Origin of the sequence: Clostridium aciditolerans (genome assembly GCF_016316925.1) — a bacterium.
GTDB classification, from domain to species: Bacteria; Bacillota; Clostridia; order Clostridiales; family Clostridiaceae; genus Clostridium_AM; species Clostridium_AM aciditolerans.
Map to the genome: position 1 here is coordinate 1 of NZ_JAEEGB010000059.1, position 20,794 is coordinate 20,794.

The 20,794-nt window shown below is 32.4% G+C and carries 23 protein-coding genes; all 23 read right to left on the reverse strand.

The annotated features are described in order from the left end of the window. A partial coding sequence (locus tag I6U51_RS24195; protein ID WP_211145105.1) for a P-loop NTPase occupies positions 1 to 183 on the reverse strand: 183 nt, incomplete at its 3' end. Continuing rightward, positions 177 to 1,331 (reverse strand): flagellar biosynthesis GTPase FlhF, encoded by a 1,155-nt coding sequence (gene flhF / locus I6U51_RS24200; protein ID WP_211145106.1) that lies wholly within the window; start codon positions 1,329 to 1,331, stop codon positions 177 to 179. The genes flhF and I6U51_RS24195, both read right to left, overlap by 7 nt. Continuing rightward, positions 1,331 to 3,358 (reverse strand): flagellar biosynthesis protein FlhA, encoded by a 2,028-nt coding sequence (flhA, locus tag I6U51_RS24205; protein WP_425489796.1) that lies wholly within the window; start codon positions 3,356 to 3,358, stop codon positions 1,331 to 1,333. The genes flhF and flhA overlap by 1 nt, the downstream gene beginning before the upstream one ends. 89 nt (positions 3,359 to 3,447) lie before the next feature. After that, positions 3,448 to 5,280, reverse strand: coding sequence for a fused FliR family export protein/FlhB family type III secretion system protein (locus I6U51_RS24210; protein ID WP_211145108.1), 1,833 nt, complete (start codon positions 5,278 to 5,280; stop codon positions 3,448 to 3,450). Positions 5,281 to 5,538: 258 nt separating this feature from the next. Continuing rightward, positions 5,539 to 5,808 (reverse strand): flagellar biosynthesis protein FliQ, encoded by a 270-nt coding sequence (fliQ, locus tag I6U51_RS24215; protein WP_211145109.1) that lies wholly within the window; start codon positions 5,806 to 5,808, stop codon positions 5,539 to 5,541. 10 nt (positions 5,809 to 5,818) lie between these two features. Next, positions 5,819 to 6,589, reverse strand: a complete 771-nt coding sequence (gene fliP / locus I6U51_RS24220; RefSeq protein WP_211145110.1) for a flagellar type III secretion system pore protein FliP — start codon at positions 6,587 to 6,589, stop codon at positions 5,819 to 5,821. Further along, positions 6,582 to 6,992 (reverse strand): flagellar biosynthetic protein FliO, encoded by a 411-nt coding sequence (gene fliO / locus I6U51_RS24225; RefSeq protein WP_211145125.1) that lies wholly within the window; start codon positions 6,990 to 6,992, stop codon positions 6,582 to 6,584. The genes fliP and fliO overlap by 8 nt, the downstream gene beginning before the upstream one ends. A gap of 35 nt (positions 6,993 to 7,027) precedes the next feature. Further along, the gene (locus I6U51_RS24230) at positions 7,028 to 7,555 is read right to left on the reverse strand and encodes a flagellar basal body-associated FliL family protein (protein WP_211145126.1); all 528 of its coding nucleotides are present in this window, start codon (positions 7,553 to 7,555) and stop codon (positions 7,028 to 7,030) included. A gap of 185 nt (positions 7,556 to 7,740) precedes the next feature. Then, positions 7,741 to 7,935 carry a flagellar FlbD family protein gene (locus I6U51_RS24235; RefSeq protein WP_178906469.1) on the reverse strand — a complete coding sequence of 65 codons (195 nt, stop codon included), beginning with the start codon at positions 7,933 to 7,935 and terminating at the stop codon, positions 7,741 to 7,743. A gap of 222 nt (positions 7,936 to 8,157) precedes the next feature. Further along, on the reverse strand, positions 8,158 to 9,198 hold the full coding sequence (locus I6U51_RS24240; RefSeq protein ID WP_211145111.1) for a flagellar hook-basal body complex protein: 1,041 nt from the start codon (positions 9,196 to 9,198) through the stop codon (positions 8,158 to 8,160). Positions 9,199 to 9,440: 242 nt separating this feature from the next. Then, a complete protein-coding gene (locus tag I6U51_RS24245; RefSeq protein ID WP_178906466.1) occupies positions 9,441 to 9,830 on the reverse strand; it encodes a TIGR02530 family flagellar biosynthesis protein in 390 nt (129 codons plus the stop codon). An 18-nt stretch (positions 9,831 to 9,848) separates the two neighbouring features. Then, on the reverse strand, positions 9,849 to 10,556 hold the full coding sequence (locus I6U51_RS24250; RefSeq protein ID WP_246517677.1) for a flagellar hook assembly protein FlgD: 708 nt from the start codon (positions 10,554 to 10,556) through the stop codon (positions 9,849 to 9,851). Between the two features lie 26 nt (positions 10,557 to 10,582). Then, positions 10,583 to 12,028, reverse strand: a complete 1,446-nt coding sequence (locus I6U51_RS24255) for a flagellar hook-length control protein FliK (RefSeq protein ID WP_211145112.1) — start codon at positions 12,026 to 12,028, stop codon at positions 10,583 to 10,585. After that, a complete protein-coding gene (gene fliJ, locus I6U51_RS24260) occupies positions 12,018 to 12,479 on the reverse strand; it encodes a flagellar export protein FliJ (RefSeq protein ID WP_211145113.1) in 462 nt (153 codons plus the stop codon). Before fliJ ends, I6U51_RS24255 begins: the two co-directional genes overlap by 11 nt. A 19-nt stretch (positions 12,480 to 12,498) precedes the next feature. After that, complete coding sequence (gene fliI / locus I6U51_RS24265) at positions 12,499 to 13,806, reverse strand: flagellar protein export ATPase FliI (RefSeq protein ID WP_211145114.1); 1,308 nt, start codon at positions 13,804 to 13,806, stop codon at positions 12,499 to 12,501. Between the two features lie 37 nt (positions 13,807 to 13,843). Beyond that, positions 13,844 to 14,611, reverse strand: a complete 768-nt coding sequence (locus I6U51_RS24270) for a FliH/SctL family protein (protein ID WP_211145115.1) — start codon at positions 14,609 to 14,611, stop codon at positions 13,844 to 13,846. Continuing rightward, complete coding sequence (gene fliG, locus I6U51_RS24275) at positions 14,595 to 15,611, reverse strand: flagellar motor switch protein FliG (RefSeq protein ID WP_211145116.1); 1,017 nt, start codon at positions 15,609 to 15,611, stop codon at positions 14,595 to 14,597. Before fliG ends, I6U51_RS24270 begins: the two co-directional genes overlap by 17 nt. Before the next feature lie 6 nt (positions 15,612 to 15,617). After that, positions 15,618 to 17,210 (reverse strand): flagellar basal-body MS-ring/collar protein FliF, encoded by a 1,593-nt coding sequence (gene fliF / locus I6U51_RS24280; RefSeq protein ID WP_211145117.1) that lies wholly within the window; start codon positions 17,208 to 17,210, stop codon positions 15,618 to 15,620. Between the two features lie 17 nt (positions 17,211 to 17,227). Next, the gene (gene fliE, locus I6U51_RS24285; RefSeq protein WP_211145118.1) at positions 17,228 to 17,530 is read right to left on the reverse strand and encodes a flagellar hook-basal body complex protein FliE; all 303 of its coding nucleotides are present in this window, start codon (positions 17,528 to 17,530) and stop codon (positions 17,228 to 17,230) included. A 13-nt stretch (positions 17,531 to 17,543) separates the two neighbouring features. Beyond that, the gene (gene flgC, locus I6U51_RS24290; protein ID WP_211145119.1) at positions 17,544 to 17,978 is read right to left on the reverse strand and encodes a flagellar basal body rod protein FlgC; all 435 of its coding nucleotides are present in this window, start codon (positions 17,976 to 17,978) and stop codon (positions 17,544 to 17,546) included. 24 nt (positions 17,979 to 18,002) lie between these two features. Further along, positions 18,003 to 18,404 carry a flagellar basal body rod protein FlgB gene (flgB, locus tag I6U51_RS24295; protein ID WP_281396563.1) on the reverse strand — a complete coding sequence of 134 codons (402 nt, stop codon included), beginning with the start codon at positions 18,402 to 18,404 and terminating at the stop codon, positions 18,003 to 18,005. A 499-nt stretch (positions 18,405 to 18,903) separates the two neighbouring features. Further along, complete coding sequence (locus I6U51_RS24300; RefSeq protein WP_211145120.1) at positions 18,904 to 19,800, reverse strand: flagellin N-terminal helical domain-containing protein; 897 nt, start codon at positions 19,798 to 19,800, stop codon at positions 18,904 to 18,906. 258 nt (positions 19,801 to 20,058) lie between these two features. Further along, on the reverse strand, positions 20,059 to 20,769 hold the full coding sequence (locus tag I6U51_RS24305; protein WP_211145121.1) for a hypothetical protein: 711 nt from the start codon (positions 20,767 to 20,769) through the stop codon (positions 20,059 to 20,061). Positions 20,770 to 20,794 lie beyond the last annotated feature (25 nt).

Sequence of the window (20,794 nt, forward strand, 5' to 3'; positions counted from 1 at the left end):
TACTTTTTTACCCATTTTTTGAAGAGCAATAGATAAGTTTACTACAAAATTGCTTTTTCCCACTCCACCTTTACCAGAAGTTACAGTAATTATTTTAGGTTTCGATATGCTTTCTCTTGGTTCGTTGCTGTCCTTATTTTGCTGCTGTACTAGCTGCCTCAACTTCTGAGCTTGATCTAACATACTTTATCCTCTCCTAGTATAAGTTTTGTTATTTCTTCAGCAGTCAGTAATTTTATGTCATCTGGTACATTCTGACCTGTTGTAATAAAGCTTATAGGCTTCTTTGCACTTTTCACTATGTTTAATATAGAACCATACGTAGAGGTTTCGTCTAGTTTTGTAATTATTACATTGTTATAATTTAAGGGTTTATATCCATTTACTATTACATCAATATCTTTATTTTTTGTAGTACAGCTTATAACAAGATGTATATTTTCTGTTTTCACCTTATCAATAAAGGCTCTAAGTTCGGATATCTGCATGGTATTTTTGCTGCTTCTTCCAGTAGTATCAACAAGGATAACATCACAATCTGACATACTCTCTAGTGCAGACTGCATATCCTTAATGGTAAATACTACGTTAAAAGGTATGTTCATTATGTCAGCATATGTTTTAAGCTGTTCAACAGCTCCTATTCTATATGTATCTATAGTTATAAGTCCAACTTTTTTATTTTCAATTAGTGAAAGTCTTCCAGCAAGCTTAGCTATGGTTGTAGTCTTTCCAACACCTGTTGGCCCAACTAATACTATTACATTCTCTTCTTTGTTTTGAGATACTTTAACCATATTATTTACTATTTCTTTAAGCTTTTCTTCCTCTGTTCTATCATCACTAATTTCATTTACCATTTTTACAATTTCACTGATAATCTTGCTATCAACATCACTACTCTCAAGTTTCATGTGAAGCTTGCTTTTTGGCGTATTAACCGCCGAGGATGAGTTCATCATATCCTTAAGCATATTTCTCATCTCTTGTACTTCTTTTACAAGTTCTTCATTGTCTTTACTTGGACTATTTTGAGCTTTTATAAGCTTAGAGGCTTCAGTGTCCTCATTATATTTATTTTTATGTTCATTTACTTTATTTTTCATCAATCTTTTTACTGCTTCAATTCCTTCTTCCATGCTTTCCTTGCTGTTACTTTTATTATTATCTATTGCTGCAGTAACTTCAATCATTTTCTTTGAAAATAAACCTAAAAACCCACCTTTTTTAATCTTTCTCTGGCTTACTATGATTGCATCTTTTCCTAGCTCATATCTTATTCGAGTTAGTGCTTCATTCATGTTATTTACGGTATATTTCTTTATAATCATTATATTGAAACCACTCCTTCGGTTTTTATCTCAATATCATTAGGTATTTCATTAAGCGATAAAACACTCACTGCTGGGAAAACCATCTCAATCAGCCTTCTGAAAGCAGGTCTTACTTTTGGTGATACTAAAACCACTGGTTGATTTTCATAAAAATACACTGAATCTAGGGTATCCTTTAATGCATTCAATATTCTTCCTGTAACTTCAGGGTCTATTGCCGGGAATGAACCCTGCATTGATTTTTGTATATTATTACTTATTAAATCTTCAATTTCTGGATTTAATGTAATTACCGTAATTGCTCCACCATCGTCTACCATAGGATTACATATACTTCTCCCAAGTGCAAATCTCACATACTCAGTTAAGACTTCTATATCCTTTGTAGTTCTAGAATTATCTGCTAAAGACTCCATTATTGTTACCATATCTTTAATTGGCACTCTTTCTCTTAAAAGATTCTGAAGTACTTTCTGCAGCTCCCCTATAGTTAGAAGATCTGGTATAAGTTCTTCTACAACGGTATTGTACTTCTCTTTTACAGAATCTACAATTAACTTAACTTCCTGTCTGCCAAGAAGCTCATAACAATGATTTTTTATAGTTTCAGTTAAGTGAGTAACCATAACAGTAGTCGGATCTACAACTGTAAGTCCCTTTATCTCTGCTTCTTCTCTTTGGTCTTTATTTACCCAAATTGCAGGTAATCCAAAGGATGGCTCAATTGTTCTTATTCCTTGAAGCTCTGTTTCTCCATTAGTAGGGTCCATACAGAGAAGCATATTAGGCATAAGCTCTCCTTTTGCTACTACCGTACCTCTCATTTTTATAACATACTCATTGGTTTTTAACTGGAGATTGTCCCTTATTCTAATAGGTTGTACCACTATTCCCATTTCTATAGCGCACTGTCTTCTTACAGAGGTTATTCTTTGAAGAAGATCTCCACCTGAAACCTCATCTGCCAGTGGGATAAGCCCATACCCTATTTCTACCTCCATAGGTTCAACAGAAATTAGACTCATAACATTTTCTGGTTCTTTACTTTCTATTTCTGTTATTTCCTGTTGTTCTATCTCAATTTGCTCTATAACCTTCACTTTTTCTTCTTTATATAGAAGATATGCAGATATTCCACAAGCTACTGCTAAAATAAAAAAGGCTGCGTGTGGAAGTCCCGGTATAATAGCTAAGAATAGAAGTACTACTGAAGCTATTGCTATAACCTTTGGAAATCCTGTTAACTGTTTTATTGCTAAAGTACCAAAGTTTTCATCACTACCTGAACGAGTAACTAGTATACCTGAAGCTGTAGATATTAATAATGCTGGTACTTGTGTTACAAGACCATCTCCTATAGTAAGTCTTGTATAAGTTTGTGCAGCTGTAGAAGCATCCATATTCAGCATCACAACTCCTATTATAATACCTCCAATAATATTTATTGCTGTAATTATAATACCTGCTATAGCATCTCCTTTAATGAATTTAGAAGCACCGTCCATTGCTCCATAAAAATCTGCTTCCTGCTGCAACCTTTTTCTTCTTTCCCTTGCTCCCATTTCGTCAATTAAGCCTGCATTTAAATCTGCATCTATACTCATCTGTTTACCTGGCATGGCATCAAGTGTAAATCTTGCAGATACTTCTGATACTCTACCAGCACCGTTTGTAATTACAATAAACTGTATAATTACTATAATTAAGAATATGATTATACCAACAACATAGTTTCCTCCAACAACGAAACTACCGAAGGCATTTATTACTTCTCCTGCATAAGCGTCCTTTAATATTAGCCTTGCTGAAGATATGTTTAAAGCAAGTCTAAACAAGGTTGTTATAAGTAGTAACGTTGGAAATACAGAAAACTGCAGCACTTCTGTAGTAAACAGTGTTAAAAGTATAATTACTACGGATATAGTAATATTAAAAGATAACAGTATGTCTAATATTTCCGGTGGAAGTGGTATTATAATCATGAGTACTACAGATATAACCACAAAGGCCATTATTATATCCATATTATTTTTTAGACTAAACCTTTTTCTGCTGTTTTCCAAAATATCACCTCATATGATAATTCACAATTGATAATTATTAATTTTATAACTTAACTTTTCTTATTTTTAATCTTATATACAATCGCCAGTATCTCTGCTACTGCTTGATACATCTCAACAGGAATTTCTTCTTCTAAATCTACCTGTTCATAAATTAATCTAGCTAAAGGTTTATTTTCGATAATAGGTACTTCATTTTCTTTAGCTATTTCTTTTATTTTTATAGCCACTTTGTCAGCGCCCTTTGCTAAAACTGTAGGAGCGCTTTGTCCTTCCTCGTAACCTAGGGCTACTGCTATATGTGTCGGATTTGTTACAACTACTGTAGCTTTAGGTACTTCCTGCATCATTCTTCTCATGGCCATTTCTCTTTGTTTCTGTCTAATCTTCCCCTTTATTTGAGGGTCTCCCTCATCTTGCTTATACTCTTCCTTTACTTCTTGTTTAGACATTTTTAAATCCTTATTGTACTGAAACCTTTGATATAAATAGTCTATAATTGCTATAACAATCATTATAATTGTTATCCTAAAGAAAATGCCTATTGTAAGATTTCCTACAGCTTCCATTACCGCAGCTGGCTTTAAATCTCCTAGTGAAAGTATGTACGTATAGTTACTAATCACGTATTTAACACCTACATATCCTACCACTATAACTATAGCTGAGTCTTTAAGTAATTCCATTACAGTTCTCATAGAAAAGATTCTCTTCAAACCATTTAAAGGATTTAATTTGGAAATATCAGGTTTTAATGGCTCTGAGGTAATTAAAGCTCCAGTCTGAAGGAAATTTGCCAATACTCCCATGAGCATAATAGGAACGACAATTGGTAAAAATATTATTCCAATTCTCCATACTACTATAAAGGCAATTTTCTGTACGCTATCGTACGTTAGGGCTGTTGATATATAGTTATTTAAAAAAGCAATCATAGTTCCTTTAAGTTGATTTCCTGCATACCCCCCTAAACTTAATAGCACAACCGTAGATACTAATAGAGTCAGTGATAAAGCTATTTCTTTACTTTTAGCTACTTGACCTTTTTTTCTGGCCTCACTCTTTTTTCTAGGGGTGGCCTCTTCAGTTTTGTCATCTGATGCGAATATTATAAGTATAGGTATTGTTTTATAAAATCCCCTTATTGCATCCGGTATTCCATAAAAAGAATTTTCTATTATTCTTAAAAATATAGGCAGTGCAAAACAAAATGCTCCAAGCCCTACAAGTATTTTTACCGGAAGACCGAGTATCATTATATTTAACTGTGGAACAGTTCTCGCAATTAGTCCCATAGTCAAATCCGTTATGAGAATTATCAATACTATTGGTATTGCTATTTTCAAAGCTATTGCAAAATATTCGATAAATACTTTTATAATTATATTTATTGAATTTTGACTTAAAAAAAATTGTCCTATTTTTATAACACTAAAGCTATCCATTAGAGCTTTAATGAGCATATGATGTCCATCTACTATAAAAAAAACTACAATACTAAACCAATATAGTAAATGTTCGATTAAAGTAGTATTACTACTTGATGTAGGATCAAACATAGTCATCATTGCAAATCCAACCTGCAGGTCTATAAGATTGCCTGCAAATCTTATAAGCGTAAAGCATAAGTTTGTAATAAATCCTAATGTCAATCCTGCTGCTGCTTCATTTAAGCAGTTAATTATAAATGGTAAATTGTCATTTATAGTATGTATTCCTGAATAGTCAATTCCCGGTATTAATATATATGCCATAATTAAGGTTAATCCTACCTTAACAGCGTTTGGGGTACCATTTGGGAAAAATACAGGAACTATAACGAAAAAACAAAACATCCTAATGGTTATTAATATTAATGCTGTAAAGTATACGGTATCTATCAAAGTTTTCACCCCATAAAAATTTTGCTTCGCAAAATTTTTATCAGAGGACAATTGACAGAGGACAGAGGACAATGATGGTGAGTTTTCTTCCTTACATCAGAAAACTAATTTATTTTTTTAGGCTTGTTTTGCTAATGCAAAACATCGCTAATTTATATAAATTAAAGATTTTTCATAGTGTAGCGGAGAAAAATCCGCCTTCACTGTCCTCTGTCAATTGTCCTCTGTCCTCTAAAAAATTGCTTCGCATTTTTTATATTACTGCGTAATATGTGCTATATATGTAAAAATTCTTGTAGTAAAATTTACAAGTTGGTGAAGCATCCAGCTTCCTGTAATAAGGCCTACTAAAGCCACTGCTATAAGCTTAGGCACAAAAGTTAAAGTTTGCTCCTGTATCTGTGTTGTAGCCTGAAATATACTTATAATAAGTCCAACTATTATTGAAATCAAAAGAATAGGAGCTGCTACTAAAAGTCCCGTTTGTATAGCATCTTTTATGATGCCTATTACCATATTTTCACTCACTTAACTCACCTCATGAAAAACTCATAATTAAAGATTTCACTAATAGATACCATCCATCTACCATTACAAATAACAACAATTTAAATGGTAGTGATACCATTACTGGAGGCAACATAAACATTCCCATAGACATAAGTACACTGGCTACTACTAAATCTATTATCATAAATGGTATAAATATTAAAAATCCTATTTGAAAAGCTGTTTTAAGTTCACTTATAATGTAAGCTGGAACCACAACGTTAAGAGGTGCATTGTCTTTTGTTACCTTATAATTTAATTTTGCTTCATTAACAAAAAGATCTAAGTCCTTTTTTCTTGTTTGCTTAAGCATAAACTCTCTTAAAGGTTTGGCCCCCTCTTCTATAGCCTGTTCTTGTGTTATTTTATTTTCAATATATGGTTGTATTGCATTGGTATTTATTTTACTATAAACTGGCTGCATTATAAATACAGTTAAAAATAAGGCTAGTCCAACTAATACCTGATTAGGTGGAGATTGCTGTGTTCCCATGGCATTTCTTAAAAAGCCAAAAACTACTATGATTCTAACAAAACTTGTCATCATCATTACAAAAGATGGAAGTAGTGTAAGTATTGTAAGCATTATTAGAAGCTTTATATTTCCTACATACTGCTGTGGAGTATTAGCATTATCCACAGAAATATTTATTTTAGGTATTGGAAAAGCCTCTGGTGCTGCATGCACCTTTGCTGCTGCAAATACCATAGTAATAAAAATTAAAACTAGTATTATGGCCTTGCTATTTCTCTTATTCATTTCTATCTTCCTTTTTAACTCTAAGTTTTTCATAAAAGTTCTTAACTGGTACTTTTTCACTAATTTTTTTTAGTCCGGTTTTTTCATAAAAATCTTTTAAATCCTTATATTCAGGTATATCTTTTAAAGTTACTACTTCAATTATTTCCTCCTGCGACAACTCAGATATTATTTCTACCTTCCCATTAGTTGAAGCCATTACATAAGCTTTTTGTCCTATCTTTACCACTAAAAGGCTGTTTTCTTTCGAAATAGGTACTCTCTCTAAAATTTTTATATATCTTCTGTTCTGGATATTTTGCAGCTTACTTCCACCGTATTTCATCGATATATATATTAGCATTAATATAAAAAGTAATGCCGCAATTGTTCTTAAAAACATCAAACCAAACTGCAAATCCATCTGCATTCTCCATTCTCTTTATATAGTCTGCTATCCTACTGTACAAGTAAGTCATTAAAATAAATGTTGTTTAATTGACCTTTTTCTAGTGTTGCATTTATTCTTTGAATAATTTCCATTTTAATACTTTCTATTCCCTTAGCATTTATATCTGTTGACTTTTTTGATCTCAAAACACTTATAACAGCATCTCTTAATATAGGCTTCTTCTCCTCTAATTCAGTATCTAATTTCTTGTTATCATAGCCTAAAAAAACTTTTACTTTTAAATATCTTTTTCCATCTTCATCTGCAAGATTTACTAAAAATTCATCTAATCCAAAGGTTTTTGCTGATACTACCTGCTGCAGATAACTTCCATTTTGAACCATCTGTTGTCCTTGTTGTATCTGTTGCACTGGTATTTGCTGCTGAACCACCTTCTTAGTAGTATTTTCTTTTGAAGCAAGGAAGTGGTTATATCCAAAATACCCTCCAGCTCCTAGAGCAATAACTGCCACAACTGTTATAACAATAATTTTCAATTTACTTCCATCTTTTTTTTCTTTGTTATTTTCCATAATGCATGTCTCCCTTTCATTTATATGTACTAAATAAATTAGGATGTTAACTCCCCATTTTAAATAAATAATTAAAACATAATTGTTATCTATTTTATAATTGAGAAAGAAGATATTCTTCTTCCTCAATTTTATGTTCATACTTGATTTTTACAATTAGATTTTTAAGATTACACTGCATTAAACTTTTATCTTACATCTCCAATAAATATTTTTCTTTTATATTCGATTACTTTTCTTATTATTTCATCATTAGATTCTTTTACAAGATATTTATGACCGTTAGTTAGCGTTATAACGCTTTCTGGTATCTGTTCTAGTTTTTCAATATGCTCTGAGTTAATAACAAATTCCTTCTTGTCTAAGCCTGTAATCTTTATCATAAAATCCCACCCTTTTTATTTTTAGAGGACAAAGGACAATTGACAGAGAACAATGAAGGAGGATTTTTCTCCGCTGCACTAAGAAAAATCTTTAATTATATTATAAGCCGATGTTTCACATTAGAGAAACAAGCTCAAAACAAATTAGTTTTCTGACATAAGGAAGAAAACTCACCTTCTATGTCCTCTGTCCTCTGTCCTCTGTTAACTGTCAATTAATTATTATCTCTTTAAGTTAACTAGGTCCTGAAGAATTTCATCTCCAGTAGTTATTATTTTCCCATTTGCCTGGAAGGCTCTACTTGCTATTATCATATCTGTAAACTGTTCTGCTAAGTCTACATTAGACATTTCGAGCATTCCCTGAAGCATTTCTCCATAACCGCTAGCATTATAACCGTCTTCTCCTTCTTTGAGGTTGGCACCACATCTAATAGTAGGTGCTCCTGAGTTAGCAGATGCATTATAAATATTCTTGCCCATTTTTGTAAGACCTGCATCATTTTTAAAAGACACCATAGCAATCTGGCCTAATGCTGCTGTTGCTCCTCCATCTAAAACTGCAGTTATGACTCCATCTTTACTAATAGACACAGACTGAATTCTAACATCCTTACCATCCAAGGTTACACTATCTGGTATAGCCAGCGGTACTAGTCCTGTATCTACTATTGCTGTATCAGCTCCACCTTTACCGTTACCTGCTAATTCTATTTTATGAGGCATTTTAACATCGTCTACACTATAAGTTATTGTTGCATTACTATTAGCATAACCATAAACTCTCAATCCATCTGAGGTTAAAAGATTGCCTTGAGAGTCTAGCGTAAAGGATCCATCTCTAGTAAATCCAGTTTGAACTCCATTACTACTGATTGCATGCTCTGCAGGTTCAACTGTAATTGTTCCTGCATCAGTAGCTGCACTGTCTGTTGGAACAGGACCGGAACCTACAACAAAGTATCCCTGCCCATCTATGGCAAAATCTAAATTTCTACTAGTTGGCTGCATATTTCCTGTTGATGTTACTGTATCTATACCTGCTATTTGTACACCAAGTCCTACCTGTTTTGGATTTGTACCTCCTGTAGTTGAAGTAGCCTGTGTCGCTTGTGCCATATTTTGACTTATCATATCCTGAAATCTTATTCTTTGTGATTTAAATGCTGTTGTACTTGAGTTAGCAATGTTATTTCCCACTACATCAAGTTTTTTCTGATTAGCTTTAAGTCCACTAATCCCTGAATACATTGATGGTAACATAATTTTTCCTCCTTTTGTGGTCACACTGAGCAATTAAACACTGGGTTTCCCAGCCAGTTTCCTCGGCTAGGCAGCCCGTTAAAGTCCATTTAGGACTTTAACCTCGCTCCCGCTCGCTAATTGCTCGCTAAAGCCCATTTAGGGCTTTAACCTCCAGATTTTATTTTATTTTTGTTACATTTTATAATTTTTGCTTTGCTTCTATCGTTCCACAAAGCTCGGCATCCTAAAGGTCCTGCCGCTTATAAAACTACCACACTATCAATATTTGTAAAAACGCTTCCCTTGCTGCTTTCTTTATCTACTGCTGTGATTATTGTTCTATTTCTTATTGAGGTTATAAGTGCAGTATCTTTATATAATATTAATGATTCTTTAGCCCCTTTTTCCTCTGCTTTGTTTATTCCTTCGTTTATGGTTTTCATATCAGCCTCATTAAAGCTTATATTTCTCTGCCTTAATCTTTCAGCAGCATGACTGGATATAACAAAGCTTTCTTTGCTAGTTATTTGCTTATCGAGTATGTCTTTAAAAGAAGTTTTTGTATTATTTACTTGATTCTTTTCTGGTTTGCTATGTGTTGGAAAATCTCCAATTAAATGCAGCTTACCATTAATAACTCTGTATCCCATAACATCACTCTTTCTAAGCTAGTTATCTTTTACCCTAATTACTTTATCAAATGTAAAATCTTTAGTTTCTCCATTTGAAGTTTGAACAGTCACTTTTATACCATTAGCATCTCTTGATACCTGCTTTACTATCCCTGTATAATTGCTTCCGCTACTGTCCTTTTCATCTAGCTCTACACCTTTTCCTATTAAAGCTGCCGCATTTAGTAGATTCATGCTACTATTTGCTGTACCTGGCACTTTGCTATTGTTCGTTATTCCAATTACATCCTCTATAGCAAACTCTTTAATTGTATCAACAATGTTTCCATCTTTGTCTTTTTCTTTTCCTACTGCTACATCAACCTTAACACTATCTCCATCTTTAATTATATCCTTAACCTCACCACTATAAAGCTTTCCATTATTGTCTAGTTTTCTTAAAGATACAATTTTCCCTATAAGTCCATTTGCGCTTGTAACTCTCATAGTGCTATTTAAGTTAGCCATTTGCTCAAGACCAGCAAATTGTGCCATTTGTGCTACATACTCAGTACCATCTTTTGCATTCTGAGGATCTTGGTTAGAAAGTTCCGCTGAAAGTATTCTTAAGAAAGCATTTCTGTCCATATCCTGTCCTGCTTTTACTATCTTTGTACCTCTTGCAGTTTTAGTAGCATTGGCTTGATTTACCATGTCTGAAAGTCTTTGATTTTGGTCTTGTGTGCTATTAAGCGCATCTGCCATAAAATCACCTCCTCTATTTTTTCTGCTTAAGCTAGCATATTCACATTACTGTCGATAGAACTTGTGTTATCTACAGTTTCTTCTTCTGATATAGCTCCAACTGTATAATTTCTTTTTCCTTTGTTTTCTTCATGACTTTGCTGATTTTTAGAACCATCTTTAAAGAAAGTTGTATCTTCGTTATAAATGTTTAGTGCTAAACTTTGAACCTTTATATCACTGTTTTGAAGCTTGTTAGTCATATCTGCTAAATTAGAATTTAATAAATTAAAAGCTTCTTTATTAGCAGCTGTTATAGTTGCTTTCATAGCCCCAGCTTCCATCGTAAGCCTTATAACTACTTCTCCAAGTTCTTTTGGGTTTATTTTAACTGTAAGATCCTTCATATTGTTTAATTCCATATATTTTATGGATTTTATCATATCTGCACTAAAGTTATTTTTGTTTACAACCAAGTTCTCTATTTCAGCTACATTAACATTTTCTACTTTTGCATTGTTAAACTGTGACATAAAATTAGTAACCTTTGAAATTTTATCATTACTATTGTTTGACAAAAGATTTTTAAGGAAATCTTCATCTGATTTAGAGTTACCATCTTCCATCATCAAGTTTGTATCAGAAGATTTTTTATCATTTTTAACAGGAGCTTCTATCTGTCCACCTTGGGTGTTTTTAATAGCATCCTTTATATCTTCTAGCCCATCATTTTTATTTGTATTGCTGTCATCCTTAATATTTTTAGCTACAACCTTTGCATTATTTAATAGTGGATTTATACCTTTATCTATCGCTGATTCTTCATTGTTGTTATTGAAGTTTGTAATGATATTAGCATTTTTTTCTTCATTACCTAATATAGCTGAAAGCTCAGTTTTTATCTTTTCAATGACATTATCACCATTCAAATTTAAAGCTTGTACCATATCCGGGGAAAGCTCTTTCTTAAGCATTCCAAGCAAATCAGTATTTGACTTACCCTGAGATGTAAGGTTTGAAAGAATATTAAGTAGCTTTTCAGCATTTCCACTATTTTGGTCAATAATGCTCTTTATATTCATATAGTTAGTGTTATCAAAGTTTCCCTGCATAAGAGACATAAGCATAGCTAGAAGTGAATTTATATTCTCATTTTCTTTTGCATCTCCACCTAAAAGCTTTTTTACTATAGCTTCTTTTAAGTCCTTTTCTGATTTTATGTTGTCTATTTCACTATCATTAAATCCAGCTTCTTTTAAGGCAGCCTTTTCTTCATTTGATAAAGGCTTATTTTTTGAATTATCAACATCATTACTTTTAGTCTTTTCTACATTTCTTTGTTCATTTAGATTAGTTTGATTGCTTTGTCTATTTTCAGCAGGTTGACTAGCTTTTTCAAGTACTTTGTTAAAAACGTCGTTATTTGAAGATTTCGTACTTGGTTTAGTCGTGTTTGAAAGTATTCTTTTTAAGTTTAATGCGTTAATCTCCATTCATCTCACCTCCTTTCAAGTTCTTAAGATTTCTTATAAAACCATATAGAGCAAACTCATCATTTGCTTTTTGCTCTATAAAATTTTGCTCTTTTAAAAAGGTTGCTTTTTGTTTTTCCTTCAAGGTCTCTACAGTCTTTCTTTCTATCTGCTTTTGTTTCAGCTCATCTCTTTTCTCTTCTAATACTTTTTGTTTTTTTGCAAGTTCTTCATGAGCTTCATTTATACTGTAATTTATAGCATTTAAATAAACATGCCTTATCTTTTGCTCAATAACTGATTCTTTGTTTGATATCGTTCTATATTTTATATAGTTATCCTTTAATTCATTAAGCTTTTTCTCTACTTTAAGCTTTTCACTTTGTGCCTCTTTAAAGATCCTTTTGCTTTCATCTTCTTTTTGTAATCTAATATCTAAAAGCTTCTGCAATCTAAAATGGTATTGTTGCATTGCTACACCCCACTCTTAGCTAATTAAAAATTTTCCCTAACATATCAATACTTTCTTGAAAACTACAATGCTCATTCATTCCCTGTCTCAAATATTTTATTATTTCATCATAATACTGTATTGAGAGGTCCACTTTCTTATTGCTTCCCCTCACATAAGCTCCAATATTTATTAAGTCCTCTGAATTTTTATAGGTTGCAAGTAAATCTCTAGCATAGGAAGCTACATCTTTATGGTTACTTTCTGCTATCTCTGACATAAGTCTGCTTACACTGTTAAGCACATCTATAGCAGGATAGTGATTTTTTGTAGCTAATGCACGGGAAAGTACAATATGACCATCAAGTATACCTCTAACAGCATCTGCAATAGGCTCATTAAAATCGTCTCCATCTACCAGCACTGTATAAAATGCAGTGATAGAGCCTTTATCTGACATCCCTGAACGTTCCATAAGTCTTGGCAGCTTTGCAAACACAGAAGGTGTATAACCTTTTGTAGCTGGTGGTTCACCTATAGCAAGTCCAATTTCTCTTTGAGCCATAGCAAATCTAGTAACTGAGTCCATCATTAATATTACTTTTTTACCTTTATCTCTAAAGTATTCTGCTATTGCTGTTGCTGTAAAAGCTCCCTTAAGTCTAACTAAAGCCGGTTTGTCAGAGGTAGCGCAGACAATTATAGATTTTTTCAAGCCCTCTTCTCCTAAGTCCTTTTCTAGAAAGTCTTTTACCTCCCTACCTCTCTCACCAATTAATGATATTACGTTAACATCAGCTTCAGCATACCTTGCAATCATTCCAAGGGTGGTACTCTTACCAACACCACTACCAGCAAATATACCAATTCTTTGTCCTTCACCACAGGTTATAAAGCCATCGATAGCTCTAATACCTGTCGGTATAACATCTTTAATTCTCCTTCTTTTAAGAGGATCTGGAGGGTCTGCATCTAAGGAGTATAATGTACCTCCAGATATTAATTCTTCATCTAGGGGATTCCCAAGACCATCTAAAACCTTGCCAAATAGCTCATCCGAGCATTTTACACTTAGTGGCTTTCCTTCTGGCACCACCCTACAACCTGGAGCTATACCTATAAGCTCTCCCAGTGGCATTAGTATTACATTATTGTCTCTAAATCCAACAACTTCACAGGGTATAGGATTTTTCTTTTCACTATATACTGTACATAACTCTCCTACAAAGGATTTTATTCCTTCTACTTCTACAGTAAGTCCTATAACCTTTTTTACAATACCTTCGGAGTATGTGAAGTTGGTTTCATTTATTTTTTTATTTAACTGATTAAAATTTATATTAATCATTAATTACACCCCTGAATTCAGTTAAGAGTTTAGAATATTATTCTACAGAACTAAATATTTCCCTTACCTTCTCCATAGCTATTTGAGCACTAACTACTATTTTTCCATTATCTCTTTCTATGATAGCACTGCCTTCCTCTACAGAGTCATCTGGTATTATAAATACCTCACCCCTTAAAGGAATTTGTTCCTTCCATAACTCTATATTTTTGCTGAACTCTTCACAGTAAATTTTATTACTTTTAATTATTATATTTTTAGAGTTTTTTATTTCAGATAAAGTTTCAAAAACTAAACTATCTAATGATTCTTTATCTTTTACTTCTCTTTTTAAAATATTTTCAATGCAATTTATAATTAAATTCTTTATTTCTGCTTCTTTTTCTTTTAAATACCTATCTTTTTCTTCTATGCAGCTTTTTAATATATTATCAGCATTGTTTTTTATAATCTCAGCCTCTGCTAAAGCCTTGTCCAAATTGCTTTTATAACCATCTTCATAAGCTTTATTAAATCCGTCATTATAACCTGTTTCATTTCCCAGGCTATATCCTTTCTCGTAAGCTTCTTTTTCAATTTTTTCAGCTTCTGCATAGGCAGCAGATAGTATTCTATCACTTTGCTTTCTGGCGTTTTCCACCATAGTTTTTGTTAAATTTTCATAGCTGTCAATAAACATTCTAGCATTAGTTTCACTTTGCTCTTTCTGTTTAACTTCTTCTTTCTCTTCAAACTCTGTAACTATTTCTTTAGGTTTATAGCTAACTACACTGGAACTCTTGATGACTCTATACGATGATTGCATCTTCTCCACCTCTTGATATTACTATTTCTCCTGCTTCATCAAGTCTCCTTATAACGCTGACAATTCTTTGCTGTGACTTTTCTACGTCCATAAGTCTTACTGGGCCTAAGAATTCAATATCTTCTTTTAGTGCTGCAGCAGCTCTCTTAGATTGGTTTCTATAGATAGCATTTGCCACTTCTTCTGAACATCCCTTAAGTGCCAACGCAAGCTCTTTAGTTTCCACTTCTCTAAGAACTCTCTGAATAGAAACATCATCAAGAGTAATAATATCCTCGAATACAAACATAGATTCTTTGATTTTTTCTGCAAGTTCTGCATCTTCTTTTTCCAGCGATTCTGTGATATTTCTTTCTGTAGTTCTATCAACTTGATTTAGTATTTCAACAAGAGTTGGAACTCCACCTATTGCCTTCATATCAGACTTAACTACAGATGATAGTTTATCGTCTAATACTTTTTCAATTTCCTTAACTACTATTGGTGAAGTATTGCTCATAGCAGCAACTCTAAAAGCTACTTCTGCCTGCACCTCTTCTGGCAGTGCAGATATTATCTGCCCTGCCTTATCTGCCTGTAAATAGCAAAGTATTAGTGCTATAGTCTGCGGGTGCTCATTAGATATAATATTTAGTAGCTGCTGAGCATCTGCTTTTCTCGCTATAGCAAAAGGTCTAAACTGCTGTGTAGCCTCCGTAACCTTTTCAAGTATCTCAAATGCTCTTTGACTTCCTAAAGCTTTAGAAAGCAGATTTCGTGCATATTCGATACCACCTTCAGTTAAATAGTCCTTAGCCTTGTTTATTTCTATAAATTCCTGTAATATCTCCTGTTTTTGATCCGACTTTACAGATGCTATATTAGCTATTTCATAAGTTATTTTCTGTATTTCAGACTCCGGCAACTTTTTAATTATATCTGCAGAAGCTTCAGGACCAAGAGTTATAAATAATATTGCCGCTTTTTGAACTCCTGTTAACTTTTGTGCATCTCTTGGCATAATCTATCACCTCTCATCCTCTGCTAACCATGATTTCACAATGTCTGCAACTTGTTCAGGTTTTTCTTTAGCATATTTCTTTATTTCATTTTCAATATGAGACTTTTCGTCTTCTACCTCGAAATCTATAGGTTTAAACTTAGGATGTCCACCTGTTCCATCCATTTCGTCACCTATAATGACATCGATGCCTTGAGATTGAAGTTCTTCTTCAAATAGTTCCTCTTCTTCTCTCTTTTTTCTTCTCCATATTATAAATCCTGTTATTGCTGCTGCGAGTAGTATAGCTCCTACAATTCCCGCTATTATATAAGTCTTACGTTTTGCAGCATCCTGAGCAGCTTTGTCCATAGCATTTAAATCTTTCTTAACATTATCCTTAACTGTAGTATCGAAAGGAATTCCCTCTACACTTATGCTATCTCCTCTATTACCATCAAAGCCTATAGCAGATACAGCAAGATTTTTTACAGAAGTTATTGTTGCTGGATCTACGTTACCATCCAATGCTATAGATGCTGTTAACCTCTTAACTGCCCCTGGAGCCTTTATAGTTTTTTGCTCAACCTTTGGCACATTATAATTTTTAGTGTTTTCTTCATGAGTTGAAGTTCCATTATTATTATTGTTGTTTGCAGTTGTATTAGTCATATTGTTATCTACTGGACTACTAGAAGCTCTTGTATTTGGAGTTGTAGAGCTGTCCTTTACATTATGCTCACTAACTACAACGCTTTTTGGATCATAGGTTACAGAATCCTGTTGTACTGCATCAAAATCTAGATCTGCATTAACCTTTACCTTAACCTTGTCTTTTCCGTAAACTGCTTCAAGCATACTAAGTAAATTTTTTTCAACATCTTTTTCATACTGCTGCTTTAGCTGCTGCTGCTTTTCTGTAGGCGTTGTAGAACTTGATATGTCTTTATTATTATTAAATAAGTCTCTTGAAAGCAAATTCATCTTATCGTCTATTACTTCTACATTTTCCTTAGGTATATTTTTAACACTTCCAGATATTAAAGAAACAATTGACTTTACTTGATCTTCACTTAATTTCGCTCCTGATTTTAGCTTTATTGTAACAGAAGCTTTTCCAGGATCTGTGTCTTTAACAAAAGCTGTATCATCTGGCAAAACAATATGAACTCTAGCATTTTCTACTTCATCAAAACCCTTTATTGTTCTTTCTAACTCTCCTTGAAGGGCTCTCTGGTAGTTTATTTTCATCTCCTGATCTGTGGATCCAAATTTACTTTTATCTAAAAGCTCAAAGCCTTGACTTCCATTTGTTAATGGTACATCCGCCAACATTTGCATTCTTAGTTTGTCAACTTGATCCTTAGGAACTAAAATAGAATTTCCATTGACTTTTGCATCAATTTTTTGATCTTGAAGTTTTTTATAAACTGCAGCAGAATCATTAGGATCCATATTTGAAAATAAAACATCATATTTTGTTTTACCTAAGGATATACTTAAAAATACTAATGATGCTATAATTCCTGAAATAATTACTCCATAGGCTATTTTTTTATTTCTGCTGAGTCCTTTCCATTTTTCTAATAAATTTTTAAATAACTGTGATAGCTTACCCATTAATTTAGCACTCCTTATTATAACTGTGTTCTACTTAATTCTTGGTAGGCCTCCACAAATTTGTTTCTAATTTGCACTGCCAATTCTAGTGACATCTTAGCTTCTTCTGTGTCTAGCATAACCTTATGTATATCAGTATCTTCCCCTGAAATAAACTTTTGTGTTGTATCCTCAGCCTTAAGTTGCTTATCATTAACATTATCAAGCTTTTCTTTTAAAATAGACCCAAATCCACTTACTGCATTTTCCTCTTGATTGTTTTGTTTATTTCCAATTTTCTCAAAAATTTTACTATCTGGTACAAATTCATTTACTCTCATAATTCAATTCTCCTTATCTGCCAATTTCTAGTGCCTTTAAAAACATACTTTTTTCTGAGTTGACAGCATTAACATTTGCTTCATAAGCTCTTGTAGCTACTATCATATCTGCCATTTCATTAAGTATATTTACATTTGGCATTGTTACATATCCTTGGGTATCTGCATCTGGATTAGAGGGATCATAAACTCTTCTCATAGGAGAATTATCCTCCTCGATTCCAACTGCTTTTACTCCCATTGGCACATCCTCGTACCTTCCAGTTTGCTTATTTAATTCATTATTTAAATTTTCTTGAAAAACTGCAACCTTCCTCTTATATGGTTGTCCATCAGCTCCCCTTGTAGTATTAACATTAGCTATATTTGAAGCTATAGTATCCATTCTAAGTCTTTCTGCTGAAAGTCCACTTGAACTTATCCTTAGATTGTTAAATGTTTTTAACATTTATTTTTATCCCCCTTCTTTATATTACTTACCGTTAATCACGTATCTCTCCATAGATAATCTGCTGTTAACCTGACTTATTAATGCATTGTACATTAATGTATTTGCTGCCTGATTTGTCATCTCATTATCTATATCCACATTATTTCCATCTTCTCTTATGCTGGAAGTTTTATCTGTTTCCATTTTAATTTCTCCATACTCACTTCCATACTGCATATGTTTTTCATCGTTAGTCTTAAGTTCTAGGTCATCTATACTTCGATTAAGTGACTCTTCAAAGGTTACATATTGTCTTTTATACCCTTTAGTATTTATATTGGAAATGTTGTTGGAAATAGCTTTACTCCTTGTAGAAGAAGCATCTAAAGACTTTTTCATTAAATTATAAGTTAATTGGTCTTTTGACATGTTTTGTATATTCAACTCATCAACCCCTATATTTCCTAAATTATACTCAGCCTTATATATAATTAGACATTTTTAATAAAATTCCTGCTTAAATAATAAAAATTTTAATATAATTTTATTTTATATTAAATTTTTCTTTTATCATCAATCTTTATGTTAATATTCTGGCTATAATTAATTATATAATAATATTTACCACTTTTGTTAATATAATTTTAAAAACTATTTAAAAGTATATTAACAATTCGCGAGCATTCTCCATATTTTTACATAAATTTATCATTGTCAATTTTATCCTTATTATTACATAAATTTATTATTGTTAATTTTGTCCTTATTATTATACAATAGCTTAGCATATTTTGTCATGAGCATTTAATAAGTATTTAATGAATATTTAATTTAGAATTTAATTAATTGATTAAATTTTTTAAAATAAAAACAGCTACTAACTTTTAGTTTTTGTTTATGTATCTAAAAGTTAATAACTGTTTTTTATGAACTTAATATATACCTATCGGCTTTTTAAATTTTCCAATATTCTAAGGACATCCTGTGGAAATTTGTTTGTTTGCGCCATCATTGCATTCCCAGCTTCTAGTAATATGTTATCTCTGCTAAATTTCATCATTTCCTCAGCTATATCTGCATCTCTAAGATTGCTGTCAGCACCTTCCATCCTATTTGAAATCTCACTTACATTATCCATAGTGTCCTCAAATCTATTTTCTAGTGCTCCATATTTGCTTCTTACAGAAATTGTTTTATCAATGGCATTATCTAAGATACTTAATGCATCATCAATAGATTTTCCGCCACTTTCAATATTAACATCTTTAAGACTTTTTCCTGCAAGAGCTCCATTTTTTACTTTAAGCTCTCCTGGTGACAAATCATAAATTGGAATCTTTACACTTTCTCCAGCATTGGCACCTACAGGCATATCCAACTCTACAAATTCTCCGTCATCTGATACTGTACCTTCATTCAATTTAGTATTATTTAAAAGGCTTTTCCCATTAAATTCTGTACAATCTACTACATTCCCAATTCCTTCTACCATCTGATTAATTTCATTTTGCATAATCTTTCTATCGTCGTCTGTGCTAGAACCACTTCCACTTTGCACAACAAGCTCCCTTATTCTTTGAAGCATCTGAGTTATGCTATCAAGACCACCTTCTGCTGTTTGAAGCATACTTACACCATCTTGAGTATTTCTTCCTGCCATCTGAAGTCCTCTTATCTGTATTCTCGTCCTTTCACTTTGCGCTATGGCATTAGGATCATCCTTTGCATTATTAACCTTATAACCTGTTGATATTTTATTTAGTGCAGAGCTTTGGCTTTCTAAGGCTCTTTTATGTGTCATATATATATTTAATGAAGCCATATTGTGATTTAATCTCATATTATCACTCCAAATCTATTTTTAGTTGTATAGAATCCACAAGTGAAAATTATACTCATCTACGATTCATAATTTAATAACTTTACGAATCGAAGCAAACTCTATATCTTTTTACTATTATCGTAATATTACAGTTCCTCTTTAGTAAATATGAAATAAAAAAGGTATTTGATAAGACATCTTATCAAATACCTTTTTATAATCACTATAAATATATCATCGGATATAAGCTAATTTTAGACCTTGAAATCTTATATTTTATTGAATTTGAAGCATTGTATCACTTAAGCTACTATTTACATTTAATGTTGCTTTTCCTAATACCGTATATCCATCTGCTCCATAAAAGTATACTTGAACACTACTTTTATTATCTAATACATTAACTGAAGTTTCTCCTATATTAAATAGATTATCATTACCTTCAATTTTGTACTTCTTTATGTCTGTTCTTGTTGTATCATTTATAGTTATAGCTTTAATCATAGACAGTACTGGTGAAATTTCAACCTTTGCTATTGCAGTATTAGCATCTCCTATTGAAAATTTCATAAGGTTGTTTCTAACCATTCCTTTACCATTTCTCGCTCTAGCATCTTTTTTTATAGTCACTTGGTACATCTGTCCCTTTTTATATCCACCTGAAGGAGGATTTATTGCTATAGAATATCCACTTCCTTGAGAAATAGTAACTGGAATAGTTGATCCTATCTGATTATTATTAATTTCATTAACTTGTATACAATCTTTTATTGAATACAAATCCACTTCTGAGTTAAAGTTTATGTTCCAGGTTTTATTTGTATCTGTCGTTATTTTTTGTTGTAGTATTCTTTCAGTTGTCTGTGAACTTGCTGCATGAACTGTATTGGAACTTTGTATGTTCATGGCACCTATACTTAGTGTGCTAAACTGAATTACACCTAAAAGTGCTAAACATGCAGTAAGCTTTTTATATTTTAACTTCAAAATTTATTTCCCCTTTCTAATGGAG

What these genes read in the sequence shown, in the direction of transcription:
- fliP (WP_211145110.1), bottom strand. Translation starts at nt 6,589, where the DNA reads ATGAATAAGAGAAATAGCAAGGCCATAATACTAGTTTTAATTTTTATT.
- I6U51_RS24255 (WP_211145112.1), bottom strand. Translation starts at nt 12,028, where the DNA reads ATGGAGATTAACGCATTAAACTTAAAAAGAATACTTTCAAACACGACT.
- I6U51_RS24270 (WP_211145115.1), bottom strand. Translation starts at nt 14,611, where the DNA reads ATGCAATCATCGTATAGAGTCATCAAGAGTTCCAGTGTAGTTAGCTAT.
- fliG (WP_211145116.1), bottom strand. Translation starts at nt 15,611, where the DNA reads ATGCCAAGAGATGCACAAAAGTTAACAGGAGTTCAAAAAGCGGCAATA.
- flgC (WP_211145119.1), bottom strand. Translation starts at nt 17,978, where the DNA reads ATGTTAAAAACATTTAACAATCTAAGGATAAGTTCAAGTGGACTTTCA.
- I6U51_RS24240 (WP_211145111.1), bottom strand. Translation starts at nt 9,198, where the DNA reads ATGTTACCATCAATGTATTCAGGGATTAGTGGACTTAAAGCTAATCAG.
- fliF (WP_211145117.1), bottom strand. Translation starts at nt 17,210, where the DNA reads ATGGGTAAGCTATCACAGTTATTTAAAAATTTATTAGAAAAATGGAAA.
- I6U51_RS24235 (WP_178906469.1), bottom strand. Translation starts at nt 7,935, where the DNA reads ATGATAAAGATTACAGGCTTAGACAAGAAGGAATTTGTTATTAACTCA.
- fliJ (WP_211145113.1), bottom strand. Translation starts at nt 12,479, where the DNA reads ATGCAACAATACCATTTTAGATTGCAGAAGCTTTTAGATATTAGATTA.
- flhA (WP_425489796.1), bottom strand. Translation starts at nt 3,358, where the DNA reads ATGGATATAATAATGGCCTTTGTGGTTATATCTGTAGTACTCATGATT.
- I6U51_RS24245 (WP_178906466.1), bottom strand. Translation starts at nt 9,830, where the DNA reads ATGGGATACAGAGTTATTAATGGTAAGCTGCATTTAATTGGAGATTTT.
- fliO (WP_211145125.1), bottom strand. Translation starts at nt 6,992, where the DNA reads ATGGATTTGCAGTTTGGTTTGATGTTTTTAAGAACAATTGCGGCATTA.
- fliI (WP_211145114.1), bottom strand. Translation starts at nt 13,806, where the DNA reads ATGATTAATATAAATTTTAATCAGTTAAATAAAAAAATAAATGAAACC.
- I6U51_RS24250 (WP_246517677.1), bottom strand. Translation starts at nt 10,556, where the DNA reads ATGGCAGATGCGCTTAATAGCACACAAGACCAAAATCAAAGACTTTCA.
- flhF (WP_211145106.1), bottom strand. Translation starts at nt 1,331, where the DNA reads ATGATTATAAAGAAATATACCGTAAATAACATGAATGAAGCACTAACT.
- I6U51_RS24300 (WP_211145120.1), bottom strand. Translation starts at nt 19,800, where the DNA reads ATGAGATTAAATCACAATATGGCTTCATTAAATATATATATGACACAT.
- fliE (WP_211145118.1), bottom strand. Translation starts at nt 17,530, where the DNA reads ATGAGAGTAAATGAATTTGTACCAGATAGTAAAATTTTTGAGAAAATT.